The organism is Ruegeria sp. BHSB172, from assembly GCF_059613165.1.
Map to the genome: position 1 here is coordinate 1 of NZ_JBXWRZ010000061.1, position 13,003 is coordinate 13,003.

Annotated in this window: 14 protein-coding genes and 2 pseudogenes; 8 read left to right on the top strand and 8 right to left on the bottom strand. The window is 60.2% G+C overall.

Annotated features, from left to right (window positions below):
• Both AC2FM3_RS16755 and AC2FM3_RS16760 read right to left on the bottom strand, forming a co-directional pair.
• Positions 1-247 (bottom strand): annotated as a pseudogene (locus AC2FM3_RS16755) (hypothetical protein); the annotation flags it as partial.
• Between the two features lie 53 nt (positions 248-300).
• Entirely contained in the window at positions 301-1,014 is a 714-nt protein-coding gene (locus AC2FM3_RS16760) for a uroporphyrinogen-III synthase (protein WP_496684084.1), read from the bottom strand.
• Positions 1,015-1,111: 97 nt separating this feature from the next.
• Here AC2FM3_RS16760 and tsaD point away from each other — a divergent pair, with 97 nt between their 5' ends.
• From tsaD to AC2FM3_RS16780, 4 genes are read left to right on the top strand one after another with little or no spacing between them, the layout of a single operon-like run.
• Positions 1,112-2,209, top strand: a complete 1,098-nt coding sequence (gene tsaD, locus AC2FM3_RS16765) for a tRNA (adenosine(37)-N6)-threonylcarbamoyltransferase complex transferase subunit TsaD (RefSeq protein WP_496684113.1) — start codon at positions 1,112-1,114, stop codon at positions 2,207-2,209.
• Positions 2,206-3,168, top strand: coding sequence for an NAD(P)H-dependent glycerol-3-phosphate dehydrogenase (locus AC2FM3_RS16770; RefSeq protein WP_496684085.1), 963 nt, complete (start codon positions 2,206-2,208; stop codon positions 3,166-3,168). Before tsaD ends, AC2FM3_RS16770 begins: the two co-directional genes overlap by 4 nt.
• A gap of 1 nt (position 3,169) precedes the next feature.
• Positions 3,170-3,439 carry a YciI family protein gene (locus tag AC2FM3_RS16775; protein WP_005979743.1) on the top strand — a complete coding sequence of 90 codons (270 nt, stop codon included), beginning with the start codon at positions 3,170-3,172 and terminating at the stop codon, positions 3,437-3,439.
• Positions 3,439-3,861 carry an EVE domain-containing protein gene (locus AC2FM3_RS16780; RefSeq protein ID WP_496684088.1) on the top strand — a complete coding sequence of 141 codons (423 nt, stop codon included), beginning with the start codon at positions 3,439-3,441 and terminating at the stop codon, positions 3,859-3,861. Before AC2FM3_RS16775 ends, AC2FM3_RS16780 begins: the two co-directional genes overlap by 1 nt.
• A gap of 218 nt (positions 3,862-4,079) precedes the next feature.
• Here the strand turns inward: AC2FM3_RS16780 and AC2FM3_RS16785 are convergent, their stop codons facing one another.
• Complete coding sequence (locus AC2FM3_RS16785) at positions 4,080-4,421, bottom strand: DUF2853 family protein (protein ID WP_496684090.1); 342 nt, start codon at positions 4,419-4,421, stop codon at positions 4,080-4,082.
• A gap of 187 nt (positions 4,422-4,608) precedes the next feature.
• Between AC2FM3_RS16785 and AC2FM3_RS16790 the strand changes: the two genes are divergently transcribed.
• Entirely contained in the window at positions 4,609-5,256 is a 648-nt protein-coding gene (locus tag AC2FM3_RS16790; RefSeq protein WP_496684093.1) for a DUF899 family protein, read from the top strand.
• 55 nt (positions 5,257-5,311) lie between these two features.
• Here AC2FM3_RS16790 and ahcY read toward each other — a convergent pair whose 3' ends face one another.
• Positions 5,312-6,700 (bottom strand): adenosylhomocysteinase, encoded by a 1,389-nt coding sequence (gene ahcY, locus AC2FM3_RS16795; protein WP_496684096.1) that lies wholly within the window; start codon positions 6,698-6,700, stop codon positions 5,312-5,314.
• A 96-nt stretch (positions 6,701-6,796) separates the two neighbouring features.
• Positions 6,797-7,111: a hypothetical protein gene (locus AC2FM3_RS16800; RefSeq protein WP_496684099.1), complete on the bottom strand. Its 315-nt coding sequence runs from the start codon at positions 7,109-7,111 to the stop codon at positions 6,797-6,799.
• Between the two features lie 206 nt (positions 7,112-7,317).
• On the opposite strand from AC2FM3_RS16800, the gene AC2FM3_RS16805 reads away from it, so the two are divergent.
• On the top strand, positions 7,318-7,911 hold the full coding sequence (locus tag AC2FM3_RS16805; protein WP_496684101.1) for an HD domain-containing protein: 594 nt from the start codon (positions 7,318-7,320) through the stop codon (positions 7,909-7,911).
• A gap of 389 nt (positions 7,912-8,300) precedes the next feature.
• On the opposite strand, the gene AC2FM3_RS16810 is transcribed toward AC2FM3_RS16805, so the two are convergent.
• The 3 genes from AC2FM3_RS16810 to AC2FM3_RS16820 all read right to left on the bottom strand — a co-directional run bounded on the left by AC2FM3_RS16810 (position 8,301) and on the right by AC2FM3_RS16820 (position 11,601).
• A complete protein-coding gene (locus tag AC2FM3_RS16810) occupies positions 8,301-10,400 on the bottom strand; it encodes an alkyl/aryl-sulfatase (protein WP_496684104.1) in 2,100 nt (699 codons plus the stop codon).
• Positions 10,401-10,492: 92 nt separating this feature from the next.
• Entirely contained in the window at positions 10,493-11,089 is a 597-nt protein-coding gene (locus tag AC2FM3_RS16815) for a helix-turn-helix domain-containing protein (RefSeq protein WP_496684107.1), read from the bottom strand.
• Positions 11,047-11,601, bottom strand: a complete 555-nt coding sequence (locus AC2FM3_RS16820; protein WP_496684109.1) for an AraC family transcriptional regulator ligand-binding domain-containing protein — start codon at positions 11,599-11,601, stop codon at positions 11,047-11,049. The genes AC2FM3_RS16815 and AC2FM3_RS16820 overlap by 43 nt, the downstream gene beginning before the upstream one ends.
• Positions 11,602-11,998: 397 nt before the next feature.
• On the opposite strand from AC2FM3_RS16820, the pseudogene AC2FM3_RS16825 reads away from it, so the two are divergent.
• Positions 11,999-12,526: pseudogene (locus AC2FM3_RS16825) on the top strand (tyrosine-type recombinase/integrase).
• Positions 12,527-12,712: 186 nt separating this feature from the next.
• Positions 12,713-13,003: DUF3604 domain-containing protein (locus AC2FM3_RS16830; RefSeq protein WP_496684111.1), on the top strand; the 291-nt coding region annotated here is incomplete at its 3' end.

A 13,003-nucleotide genomic window follows, 5' to 3' on the forward strand; every position in this document is an offset into this window, starting at 1 on the left:
CGGCTTCGGCTTCGGCTTCGGCTTCGGCTTCGGCTTCGGCTTCGGCTTCGGCTTCGGCTTCGGCTTCGGCTTCGGCTTCGGCTTCGGCTTCGGCTTCGGCTTCGGCTTCGGCTTCGGAAGGGGCTTGCTCAACCCGATCCTCTGGGTCAAGGGCTTCGGCATCGACCTTGTTGTCGACCGCTTCGGTCACCGCGTCGGCCTTGGGGTCGTCCACCGGTTTCTGGTCCGTGTCTTTCTTGGCAGCCACCGTCACTTCCCCCTGTCGATTCCCATAAATCCTGACGCGCAGACGCGTCCAAGTTAATCCGCGCCCATCGCACCCTCAAGCCGGATCGCATATTTCACGAGTTTTTTCACGGCTTTCCGCATTTTCTTGGGCGTCGGGCGTTTGGCAATCCGCAAACGGGCAATGGCCAAGTTTTCAAGGGGCTCAGCTGTCGGTCCGCTCATCGCAGCGACCAAAAGCGGCGCCGGTCCAGGCCAAAGGTCGGCAAATTGTCGCGCGGTCCGCGGCGAGAACAAGGGCGCAATCACCGGGGCAGATCCAGACGCCGCGTCTTGGGCCTCGGGCGTCAGGGGCAGCAAATACTGGCGATAGACCGCCTGTTCCCGCACGGTCAGGCCCAGTTCGGTCAGCCGGGTCGCGATGTTGCCCCGGCTGTGTTCGCCGCGCAGATGCAGCAGTGGGCTGTCCGGGCGCTCTTTCAGCAGTTTGGCCACCAGTTCCTCGGCGGTTTCGCCGGCCATCCGGGCCCCCCACCCGACTTGGCGGGCCGTTTCGGTGGTGGCCGGCCCCACGCAATAGGCGGGCAGATCCCGGCGCACATTCTGCGCCGCGGCGGCCGCCACGCCATTGGCCGAGGTGAAGATCAGGCCCCGGATTCCGGTCGTGTCCACCGCCTGTTCCATCGGTCGGATATCCAGCAGCGGGGAATAAATCACCTGGACCCGCGACCGTATCCGTTCGGGAAGCTGCGCCACGAACCTTTCCGAGGCGGCGCGGGGGCGGGTCATCAACAGGTACACGGGCGAGCGTTCGGGCCTTGAGGATTGTTTGCTGCAGCGTGGGGTGATACCCCGCGACGAGATCATGATGCAATGGTTCAGGCCGATGGTGCAAACACTTACCGTTCTGGGATTGGAAAGCAGCTGCGATGACACGGCGGCGGCCGTGGTGCGGCATACCGAGGGCGAACCGGCGCAGGTTCTGTCTTCGGTCGTGCATGGCCAGACGGACCTGCACAGCGCCTTCGGCGGCGTGGTGCCCGAGATTGCGGCGCGCGCGCATGCCGAAAAGCTGGATGTCTGCGTGCAGCAGGCGTTGGAGCAGGCGGGCCTGACTTTGCAGGATATGGACGCCGTGGCTGTGACCGCCGGGCCAGGACTGATCGGCGGGGTCATGTCGGGTGTGATGTGCGCCAAGGGGATCAGCGCGGCCACCGGCCTGCCGCTGATCGGCGTCAACCACCTGGCCGGCCACGCGCTGACCCCTCGCCTGACGGACGGGATCGCCTTTCCCTACCTGATGCTGCTGGTGTCCGGCGGGCACTGCCAATACCTGATCGCCCACGGCCCCGAGCAGTTCACGCGGCTGGGCGGCACCATCGACGACGCCCCCGGCGAGGCATTCGACAAGACTGCGCGCCTGCTTGGCCTGCCCCAGCCCGGCGGCCCCTCGGTCGAGGCCGAGGGGCGCAATGGCGACCCCAAACGCTTTCGCTTCCCGCGACCGCTGCTGGACCGGCCCGGATGCGATCTGTCCTTTTCCGGGCTCAAGACCGCCTTGATGCGGATGCGCGACCAGATCGTGGCCGAAAAGGGCGGGCTGACGCGTCAGGACCGCGCCGATCTGTGCGCCGGGTTCCAGCAGGCGGTCGTGGATACGCTGGCCGAAAAGACCCGGCGCGCCATCGCCCTGTATCTTGAAACCAACCCTGCCGAGCCGGTGATTGCCGTGGCCGGGGGCGTTGCCGCCAACACCGCAATTCGGACTGCGTTAGAGTCTGTTTCGGCGGATGCCGGCGCGCGGTTTACCGCCCCGCCGCTACACCTGTGCACCGACAATGCGGCAATGATCGCCTATGCAGGGTTGGAACGGTTCCGGCTGGGCGCGCGCGACGGGCTGGACCTGACCGCCCGACCCCGCTGGCCGCTGGATCAAACCAGCCCGGCCATGCTGGGCGGTGGGCGCAAGGGGGCCAAGGCATGAGTGTCTCGGTCCTTGGGTCGGGCGCCTTCGGCACCGCGCTGGCGATCTCGCTGGCGGGCAAGGGTCCGGTCACCTTGTGGGCCCGGTCGGGCGAACAGGCGCAGACGATGCAGGCGACCCGCCGCAATGACACCCGCCTGCCGGGGGTCGCCCTGCCCGACGCCATCACCGTGACCGCCGAAATCACCCTGGCCTGCCAGAGCGACGTGTTGCTGCTGGCGGTGCCCATGCAAAAGCTGCGCGATGTTCTTTCGGTGCATGGGGCGGACCTGAAGGGTCGTATCCTGGTGGCCTGTTGCAAGGGCATCGAGCTATCCACCGGCTTCGGTCCGATCGCCGTGATCGAACAGGTGCTGCCCAACGCCCGCACTGCCTTGCTGACCGGACCCAGCTTTGCCGATGACATCGCCCGCGGGTTGCCCACGGCGCTGACCCTGGCCTGTGCCGACGCAGACCTGGGCACCCGGTTGCAACAGGCGCTGACCACTGCCAGCCTGCGGCTCTACCGGACCACCGACGTGACCGGGGCCGAGCTGGGCGGGGCCTTGAAGAACGTGATGGCCATCGCCTGCGGGGCCTGCATCGGCGCGGGTCTGGGGGACAGCGCCCGCGCGGCCCTGATGACTCGCGGCTTTGCCGAGATGCAGCGCTTTGCCACGATGCGCGGCGCCCGGCCCGAGACCCTGATGGGCCTGTCGGGTTTGGGCGATCTGGTTCTGACCTGCTCGTCCGAACTGTCGCGCAACTTCCGGTTCGGGCTGTCGCTGGGCCGCAACGAGTCCTTTGACGCTGCGACCACCGTCGAAGGCGTGGCCACGGCAAATGCCGTGGCCACCATCGCCGCGACCGAGGGACTGGACATGCCCATCTGCCAGACGGTGGCGCAACTCAGCCGCGGCGCCTACAGTGTCGCCGAGGCCTTGCAATCCCTGCTCAATCGCCCACTCAAGGAGGAATGACATGCTTATCGCCCTGATCGCCCGCGACAAAGACGGCGCCCTGCAGACCCGGCTGGACAACCGCGCCGCGCACCTGGCCTATATCGAAGAAACAGGCGTAGTCGCACAGGCCGGGCCGCTGCTGGACGGCGATGCCATGATCGGGTCGCTGGTCATCCTGGATGTCGAGGATCTGTCCGCCGCACAGGCCTGGGCCGACAACGACCCCTATGCCAAGGCCGGTCTGTTCAAGTCGGTCGAACTGATCCCGTGGAAGAAGGTCATCGGCTGATGGCGTATTGGCTGTTCAAATCCGAACCCTCGACCTGGAGCTGGGATCAGCAGGTCGCCAAGGGCGACGCGGGCGAGGAATGGGATGGGGTGCGCAATTATCAGGCCCGCAATTTCATGCGGCAGATGAAGCTGGGCGACCGGGGGTTTTTCTATCATTCGCAGAAAGACAAGGCGATCGTCGGCATCGTCGAGGTCTGCGCCGAGGCCCACCCCGACAGCACCACCGATGACGACCGGTGGGACTGCGTGGACATCAAGGCGGTGCGCCCCTTTGCCAAACCGGTCACGCTGGACCAGATCAAGGCCGATTCACGGCTGACCGACATGGTGCTGGTCAAGAATTCGCGCCTGTCGGTGCAGCCCGTCTCCGAGGCCGAATGGGCAGTGATCTGCGAACTGGGCCAGACCGCGGCAGATTGAGAAAAAAGGGAAGGCCCTGACGATGCAGAACCTTCCCTACCCCGCGTGCTCCCTACTCACCACACGCAAAGAAATCTCTGGTTCTGACCGTCCTGGTCACGGGTTGAAAATAGCCGAGGGCGCGTCTGTTTTTCAAACGTTGAATCAATAGATTATGATTCAAATGCAAAACGCCCGCCGCTCCGACCGGGCGGGCGTTTCCAAATGTCGCGGCGGGATCAGCCGTAGACGGCCTCTTTGCCGAAATGCTTGGTCAGCATGTAATAGACCACCGCGCGGTATTTGTTGCGCTCGGACTTGCCGTAGGTTTCGATGACCTTGTTGATCGCTTCCATCAGCTCGGGGCCATCCGACAGGCCCAGCTTCTTGATCAGAAAGTTGTTCTTGACCGTCTCCAGCTCACCTTCCTGGCTGGCGGCCACGGTTGCGGCATCCGCGTCATAGATCGACGGCCCGCAACCGATCGTCACTTTGGTCAGCAGGTCCATGTCGGGGTCCATACCGCATTTGTTTTTCAGATCATCCGCATATTTTGCGATCAACTCGTCACGTTTTCCCATTGTCCTCTCCTGTATGGGTTGGGGTACGGCCTTTTCGGCGCTGGCTGAACGGTAGCGGCTGGCAGGAAAAGCACAAAGGGAAAAATCGGGCATGTTCCCCGTAGACCACGCCGTGCAGCCCGCGCCTTGATCTGTTCGGGTTCTTTATTTAACATAAAAGTTAATTAATGATCCAAGGAGACTCGTCATGCCCGTCGCCCTTCCCAACGAAAGCGCCGCGTACCGAACCGCCCGAAATGCCCTGCTGGCCGCCGAAGTCGATCTGCGTGCGCGGGTCGAGGAAGTGGCCGCGCTGCGCCGGACTTTGCCCAAAGGCGGCCAAATCCCACGGGATTACGTCTTTCGGAACCTCAGCGGCAATATTGCCCCGATTTCAAGCCTTTTCGGTGATCATGACACTCTGGTCGTGTATTCGCTGATGTTTGGTCCCAATGCAGAGGACCCCTGCCCCATGTGCTTGGCCTTTCTGGACGGTCTGACCGGGCAGGTCGCGCATCTGACCCGAAAAGCCGCCTTTGCGGTCGTGGCGCAGAATACGCCGGATGCCCTGGCCGCGCTGCGCCGGCGCATGGGCTGGCAGGATCTGCCGCTGTATTCCGCGTTGGATACGACGTACCAGCAAGACTATCTGGCTGAGACCGAGGACGGAAACCAGTTGCCGATCCTGAACGTGTTTCAACGCGATGCGGATGGCATCCACCATTTCTGGAGCTCCGAGCTGCTTTTTGAACCCAGCGACTGGCATCCGCGCCATGTCGATGCGGCCTGGCCCCTGTGGAACATTCTGGACCTGACACCGCAGGGCCGCGGAGATTTCGTGCCGTCGCTCCGCTGACCGCAACAAAAAAAGGCGGCCCAGATGGCCGCCTTTTCCTCGAATTTCTGACAGATCAATACCGGTAATGCTCGGGCTTGAACGGGCCTTCGGGCGTGACACCGATGTAATCCGCCTGCTCCTTGTTCAGCTTGGTCAGCTTGACGCCGATCCGGTCCAAATGCAGGCGCGCGACCTTCTCGTCCAGATGCTTGGGCAGGATATAGACCTTGTTCTCGTACTGGTCGCCGCGGGTCCACAGTTCGATCTGGGCCAGAACCTGGTTGGTGAACGAGGCCGACATCACGAAGGACGGATGCCCGGTGGCATTGCCCAGGTTCAGCAGACGGCCTTCGGACAGCAGGATGATACGGTTGCCCGAGGGCATCTCGATCATGTCTACTTGGTCCTTGATGTTGGTCCATTTGTGGTTGCGCAGGCTGGCCACCTGAATTTCGTTGTCGAAATGGCCGATATTGCCGACAATGGCCATGTCCTTCATCTCGCGCATGTGCTCGATGCGGATCACGTCCTTGTTGCCGGTGGTGGTGATGAAGATGTCGGCGGTCGAAACCACATCTTCCAGCAGAACCACTTCATACCCGTCCATCGCGGCCTGCAGGGCACAGATCGGGTCGACCTCGGTCACCTTCACGCGGGCGCCGGCGCCACGCAGCGACGCGGCCGAGCCCTTGCCCACGTCGCCATAACCGCAGACCACGGCGACCTTGCCGGCCATCATCGTGTCGGTGGCGCGACGGATGCCGTCGACCAGCGATTCCTTGCAGCCGTACTTGTTGTCGAATTTCGACTTGGTGACGCTGTCGTTCACGTTGATCGCCGGGAACGGCAGATGGCCGTCCTTGACCAACTGATACAGGCGGTTGACGCCGGTGGTGGTTTCCTCGGACACGCCCTTGATCTGATCGCGCACCTTGGTGAACCAGCCCGGGCTTGCCGCCATCCGCTTCTTGATCTGCGCCTTGATGACCTCTTCCTCTTCCGAAGCCGGGACGGGGATGATGTCCTCACCCGCTTCGGCGCGCGCGCCCAGCAGGATGTACAGCGTGGCGTCGCCGCCATCATCCAGGATCATGTTGGGGCCGTCTTCGAACTGAAACGACTTGTCGAGATAGTCCCAATGCTCTTCCAGCGTCTGGCCCTTGATGGCAAAGACCGGAATGCCCGCCTTAGCGATGGCTGCCGCCGCGTGGTCCTGAGTCGAGAAGATGTTGCACGACGCCCAGCGCACGTCCGCGCCCAGCGCGACCAGCGTTTCGATCAGAACGGCGGTCTGGATCGTCATGTGCAACGACCCGACGATGCGCGCCCCTTTCAGCGGCTTGCTGTCGCCGTATTCCGCGCGCAGAGCCATCAGGCCCGGCATTTCGGTTTCCGCGATATCCAGTTCCTTGCGGCCGAACCCGGCCAGTGAAATGTCTTTGACGATGTAGTCGCCGGCCATCAGATGCTCCATTCCGATCAACAACGGTTTGGGCAGGCCCTAACACCGTTGAGGAAAAGTCGCAATGTGGATGGCGATTGGGGCGCGGGCGTTAATTCAACTGGGCGCCCCTTCGGCAGCGGCCCTAGGCGTCACTTCGAAGAAATCGGTGCCAGCGGCGACAATGCAACTGATGCCGTTGGCGTGGGTCATCAACACGGTATAGGTGCCGGTGGCGCGTGAGGCCCATACCTCCATGACCGTCTGACCGCTCCGCGTGTTCTGCAATCCGCCAAAGGCCAGCTCTTCGGAATAGATCTGCTGCAGCTTGGCGATGACATCACCGCGCAGGGCGCAGTTCTGGGCCGATGCGGGCGGCGCGGCCGCAGCCATGCCAAAGACAAGGGCCATTCCCAACAAACGCTTGAACATGACAAGCTCCTTTCGGTTCGGGTTTCGATCCGAGAGGGGCACGCCGGGAGGAACGCGCGCCCCCCTCAGCCTTGATGTCGTGATCCCCACGTGCCGGTTCAAAGCACGATTGCTCAAGAAACTGTTGGCAGCCGGTGATCAGGATGGCTTAAGCATAGCACGAAACCGCGTTTCAGGCTCATTCGCTGCAAAGGGGGCATGGCAGAATGGCAACACAACCCAGGGCATGGCAACGGATGCTGTCGGGCCGCAGGCTGGACCTGCTGGACCCGACCCCGGTGGATATCGAGATCGAGGATATCGCCCATGGGCTGGCATTCGTGGCCCGCTGGAACGGCCAGACGGCGGGTGATTTCGCCTATTCCGTGGCCGAGCATTCTCTGCTGGTCGAAGAGCTGTTCGGCCGGATCGCCCCCAAGGCGCCGGTGAAATGGCGGCTGGCGGCGCTTCTGCACGATGCGCCAGAATATGTGATCGGCGACATGATCTCGCCGGTGAAGGCCGCGGTCGGCCCGGGCTATGGCGCGCTGGACGACCGGTTGGCGGCGGCTATCCACATCCGCTTTGGCCTGCCCGCCGCGGTTCCGAAAACGGTGAAACGTCAGATCAAGAAAGCCGACCGGATCAGCGCCTGGATGGAGGCCACCCAGATCGCGGGGTTTTCCGAGGCCGAGGCAACCAAGTTCTTTGGCCGACCGGACGCGGCGGTGATGGAGGGGTTGCAAATCACTCTAAGGCCACCGGTTGAGGCTCGGCAGGCGTATACGGCGCGGCATGCGGAGCTGTTGGCGTTATTGTAGCAGATGACTTAGGCCCGAGGTCTGCTTTAGAGCCCTCTGCAAAAGTGAAGAATTTACGCTGCGAGCGCTCGCGGCAAGACTACCCGCAGCATGACAGAGGGAAATGCGGACGTTCAGGCAGAACGCAGCGAGATTGCGATCCGCAATGACCGGGTCGCGGGCCTCAGGGCGAATGGCTCTATGGAGTGTGACCGACCCTTTCCTGCCGTTCGGCCAATCGGTCCGATGCTGCACAGCAGTTTGTCGAAGCCAAAATTCGCGGGCTTGCGGAACGACGCTGCCCTTGGAGGCCTTCCGCGAGGACGAAGTGGTTACTCAAATCGCACTATTTTCATGAGGGGTGGGTATTGGGGCAAGGTGCCGGTCAGAACCTTGCCCCGCGGTTTCTGTCACTCTGGGATAGTGGCACCCGGAACTGCTTCGTAGGCATTGGATTGCGCAACCTCGTGCTGAATGGCAGTGCCGGGCAGGATCTCAAACAGCGGGTCGAAATCGACCATGGTCGAGGCGAGTTGCGCAAGAACGGTGGGATCACCTTCAATCTTGGCGGTGCCATCGGCGATCTGCTGCTCTAGTTCAATCGCGCCCATCATAGTCATTTCCAGATCCGAACGGTTTATGACCAATGTCAGGTCCGGGTTGTCCGCCTGATATCCCTCGATATTGGTCAGAGTCGCGTTCTCCATTTCGATTATGAACTTCTCGCCATTGTCCGGCGTTACCAGATTGATGGTGAACCGCATGCCTTCGGCTTTGCGGCTGTCCATCTTGATGCCGAGGAAGTTCAGGAACAATTCCGTGGACATCGCCCGGATCACATCAGAACTGGTTGAGCTCACCGTTGGAGCGTCGGAAATACCAGAACGCAGTTCGTAGGCACCCGACAAGTAACTATTTCGCAGTCCCGGGTTTTCCTGCTGGTAACCGAGCTGCTCATAACAGTCCGCAAGCAGATCACGTGCTGGCTGGTTGTCGTTCTCAGCGAGAAAGAGTTTGTTTAGGATTTCGACGGCCATCTTGTACTCACCAGCCGAGAAAAGCTCTTGTCCTTTGGCCATGATCTTGTCCGACCCGCCCATCATCTCGACGTATAGGGGCGCCGATGCTTCGGGTGATGGCGGGATCAGGGTTGCTGGATTGGCATCCCAAAAACCAAGGTATCGCTGGATCACTCCTCGACTGTTGTGCTCGGGTGAACCGTGATAGCCCCGGCAGTGCCATTCATTTTGCAGGCTCTTGGGCATTTCATAGACGTTCTGGATCTGGTTGATCGTCACGCCTTGATTGGCGAAGTGCAGCACCTGGTTATTAAAATGCGCATACATGTCACGCTGCGCCCGCATCACCTCTTGAATACGGTCATTACCCCAGCGCGGCCAGTGGTGCGACTGGAACATCACTTCTGCTTCCTCGCCAAAGAGATGCAGCGCCCGCGAGATGTATTTAGACCAGCGCGGAGGATCGCGCACCGGAGCTCCGCGCAGGGTGTAAATATTATGTAATGTGCCGGTAATGTTCTCGGCCATCCACAATGCCTTCATTCCCGGAATGTAAGTGTTCATGTTGGACGGCGCTTCAGTGCCTGGCGTGTTCTGAAACACCATACGCACGCCATCCACCTCGAGATATTCGATGTCTTCTTCGATGATCCGGGTGGGGGCAATAAGGCCAACGGAACCAAGAGACACCCGGTGACCCAGCCCCTGCCCAGCAAAACCGTACGGGTTGATCGGAAGCTGTTGGCCATACTGGTAAGACAATCGACGGTTCATGGCGTTGCCAGCATAGACATTCTCGGAAATCGTGAACTCCATGAAATCACGCGGTGCAATGATTTCCACTTTGCCTGAACGCACATCAGCTTCGTCGATTATGCCGCGTACACCACCCCAATGGTCACCATGGGAATGCGAATAGATCACTGCGGTTGCCGGCAGCCCATCACCGACGTGCTCTTGAAATAGCTTCCATGCTGCGCGCGCTGTTTCCGCACTGATCAGTGGATCGATTACGATCCAACCATTTTCGCCGCGCACAAAGGAAACGTCGGACAGATCGAAGCCCCGCACTTGGTAAATTCCGGGAATGACTTCATACAGTCCGTAGTTCTGGTTCAGCCGCGAGACCCTCTGCAAAGACGGATGAATACTTGGCCAGTCCTTGTCTTCGTCGAAGAAGCGGAAACTTGCCATGTCCCAGGCGATGTTGCCTGCATCCGCCATGATCGTATCTTCGGGCATCGGCGCGATAAACCCGCGAGCTTGTTCATCAAAATCACGCGTATCTGAGAACGGCAGCGTTTCCCGCGCTTCGGCAAGAATTTTCAAAGTGTGTTCCGAAGGCGCCTTGCCCTTCGGGTGGAAATGCCCTTCGGCTGGCGTCGCACTCTGCGCATACGCCGCCCCCTCCTCTGAAATGAATGTTGGCGCCACCGCGAATGCCGCTCCGAGCGCCGGGGCCGACTTGATGAAATTACGACGTGTGGTCATTTCAATTCCCTCCTGAAAATGACATTACGGAGGGCCGAAAAGTCCGGCTATGGCAGACCCGCGAGTTTGCCGCTCCGTTTCCACTCAAAAGTTTACCGTTGGCAAAAGTCCGATCTACTCACGCGACCTGTCATTTCGCGACAATCGCCTAGGTACACAGGATCCTTTTTCTGACTTCGCTGGGCCTTCGCCCGGAATTCAGACGGAGAGACCCCCTGCCACGCGCGGAAAGCGCGTGTGAAATTTTCCGGTGCGTCATAGCACAACTCGGCAGCTATGTTTTTCACAGGCAGATCGGTTTCTAAAAGGAACGCCATCGCACGCCTGCTGCGTGCAATTTCAAGGAGATGTTTGTAGGTGTACCCAAGCTTTCTCAGCTTCCGTTGGACAGTTCTTGGACCCAGATCCGCGGCCCTTGCAAATCCATCGAGGTCGACGGTGCGATCCATCAATCGAAGGTCAATAAGTTTCAGGATATCATCAAGGAATGCGGTTTGCCGCCCGTCGGGTGGTGCTACCAAATCAAGTGACGTAATGGGTCGATCGAACGGAAGCGGCCCAGAGAGCCTCGTACTCAGGTCCGCTTTCCTGACCGCCACACCGTAATTTGGACGGCCGAAACGGATTTCATTTTGAACAAGGGCACTTAATTTTTCCGTTCTCGCCGGCTTTTCGTAGTCGACTTCCACCAATCGGGTCGCCACCCCTCGCCCAGGAACCCGCGAAAGAAAACGAACATCGTTTCAAAGAGGTGGTCCGAGAAATGACGTGTGTTTTCATAGCCTGCCAGACCTGATTTGTAGCACCAGACAACGTGATGTTCGCGCAAGGACAAGTACATCTCTGTGCCGCTTTCGTGCGCCCACAGTGTCCTGCAAACACGCTGGAGGGCTTGGCCAAGCGTTGGAGCACAATAAGCATATCCGGCCCAATTTCCGTAATCGAGCGCAGTGGTTTTGCTGCCAAGGCTTACACCGAATTCCGCGTCACCGATCGTACGCGCAGCCGCCTCCATTACGCGGATCATCTTGGCCAAAGGGACCCGATGCTCTGGCGCATCGAGAACGCTTAGGGGAAGATCGTGGCGTCTCAGGATGCGGTTAAGCGCGCGATCTCCGGCCATGTCACGAACAAGTTCGGGAAAGGGGCCCCATCCCCGGATTCTTGTCATCGCTAAGGCTTTCAACGCAAACCCCCTCATTTCCCATACAAACGATATCACATTCTTTCCATGACGTTGAGCCTGGAGTGCCACTCGCCTTCAATGGCTTGAAGGCGCCGGAAGACCTGTACAGAATGACCGGTTTCAGCCCACAGCGACGACTGCTGCGCCTCGGATCAAGGTCGTTAAAGGGCTCGAAACCGCCTTGTGGCGCCGCGGCATCGGTCGCTAGCAGCCCGTCATCGAGACCAGTCGTTGACGCTTGGTCTTACAATCAATGGTCAACGCGGTGTTGATGTGTGGGCCGGGAGGGACGGATGGAGGCTAAATTATGCCCAGAATCCAACTTCCCGCCGCAAAACCGAAACGCAAGACCCGGAACAAGGGCTGCCTGATCGGTCAGAAACGCCCGCTGCTCCCGACGCAGGTATGAGCCATTCGTGCCCGGCTCGAACTCGCGGGCAATCTTCGTGATCTTTCGCTCTTCAACCTCGCCATAGACAGCAAGTTGCGCGGCTGTGACCTCGTCGGACTCCAGATTAGCGATCTCGTCGTCGAAGACCGAATCCGTGAGCGCGTCACCATTGTTCGGAGCAAGACCAATCGGCCGATCCAGTTCGAAGTGTCTGAGAATACGCGCGAAACGATCGCTGCCTAGCTCGACCAACCCGAGATGCTGGGATGCAGACATCTGTTTCCGAGCCACTTCCACGCGTCACCGCACATCTCGACCGGGCAGTACGCGAGGCTTGTTCGAGACTGGGTATCGGCCATCGGCCTGGAACCGAGCGGCTACGGCACACATTCTTTGCGCCGGACCAAGGCCTCGGAGATCTATCGAAAGACCGGCAATCTCCGGGCTGTACAACTTTTGCTGGGTCACACCAAGGTCTACAGCACGGTACGATACCCGGGCGTCGCGCTTGAAGATGCACTGAGAATCGCCGAAAAAATCGACATCTGAATCAAAACGGCGAGCGGCACGCGCCGTCCAAGACCTGTTCTTCGCTGATACAAAGGTCAGCGGCGCGAAAGAGCCCACAGCGGCCATTCATTCTGCAGTCAATGATGAGCGGCTGATCCAAATCAAGTCAGCCTTTCGAGCATGCGCTATAATAATTCTGCGTTGTTGACTGACGGGAGGACGGCAATGAAGAAGATATTCATGAGCGTGAGCTTGAGTGCATTGTTCACCGGCGCGGCACTTGCCCAAGGGTACTCTGGCGACCTTGCGATAAACCCCGAAGATGTCCGACTTGGTCAGCGCGGCTATTCTCCATTTGTCGATCAGTCTTTTCCAAACAGAGTGTTCTGGGGCGATACCCACCTGCACACCTCCTACTCGACCGACGCCGGGATGGTCGGCAATGTGCTCGGTCCTGACGAAGCTTTCCGTTTCGCGCGTGGCGAGAAGGTGCGGGCCTCCCTCGGTGAGTTCGCG

Bases quoted from the DNA above. Each gene is read 5' to 3' on its own strand.
- AC2FM3_RS16760 (WP_496684084.1), bottom strand. From the start codon at position 1,014: ATGACCCGCCCCCGCGCCGCCTCGGAAAGGTTCGTGGCGCAGCTTCCC.
- tsaD (WP_496684113.1), top strand. From the start codon at position 1,112: ATGGTGCAAACACTTACCGTTCTGGGATTGGAAAGCAGCTGCGATGAC.
- AC2FM3_RS16800 (WP_496684099.1), bottom strand. From the start codon at position 7,111: ATGTTCAAGCGTTTGTTGGGAATGGCCCTTGTCTTTGGCATGGCTGCG.
- AC2FM3_RS16805 (WP_496684101.1), top strand. From the start codon at position 7,318: ATGGCAACACAACCCAGGGCATGGCAACGGATGCTGTCGGGCCGCAGG.
- AC2FM3_RS16820 (WP_496684109.1), bottom strand. From the start codon at position 11,601: ATGAGGGGGTTTGCGTTGAAAGCCTTAGCGATGACAAGAATCCGGGGA.
- AC2FM3_RS16780 (WP_496684088.1), top strand. From the start codon at position 3,439: ATGGCGTATTGGCTGTTCAAATCCGAACCCTCGACCTGGAGCTGGGAT.
- AC2FM3_RS16810 (WP_496684104.1), bottom strand. From the start codon at position 10,400: ATGACCACACGTCGTAATTTCATCAAGTCGGCCCCGGCGCTCGGAGCG.
- AC2FM3_RS16770 (WP_496684085.1), top strand. From the start codon at position 2,206: ATGAGTGTCTCGGTCCTTGGGTCGGGCGCCTTCGGCACCGCGCTGGCG.
- ahcY (WP_496684096.1), bottom strand. From the start codon at position 6,700: ATGGCCGGCGACTACATCGTCAAAGACATTTCACTGGCCGGGTTCGGC.
- AC2FM3_RS16775 (WP_005979743.1), top strand. From the start codon at position 3,170: ATGCTTATCGCCCTGATCGCCCGCGACAAAGACGGCGCCCTGCAGACC.
- AC2FM3_RS16785 (WP_496684090.1), bottom strand. From the start codon at position 4,421: ATGGGAAAACGTGACGAGTTGATCGCAAAATATGCGGATGATCTGAAA.
- AC2FM3_RS16790 (WP_496684093.1), top strand. From the start codon at position 4,609: ATGCCCGTCGCCCTTCCCAACGAAAGCGCCGCGTACCGAACCGCCCGA.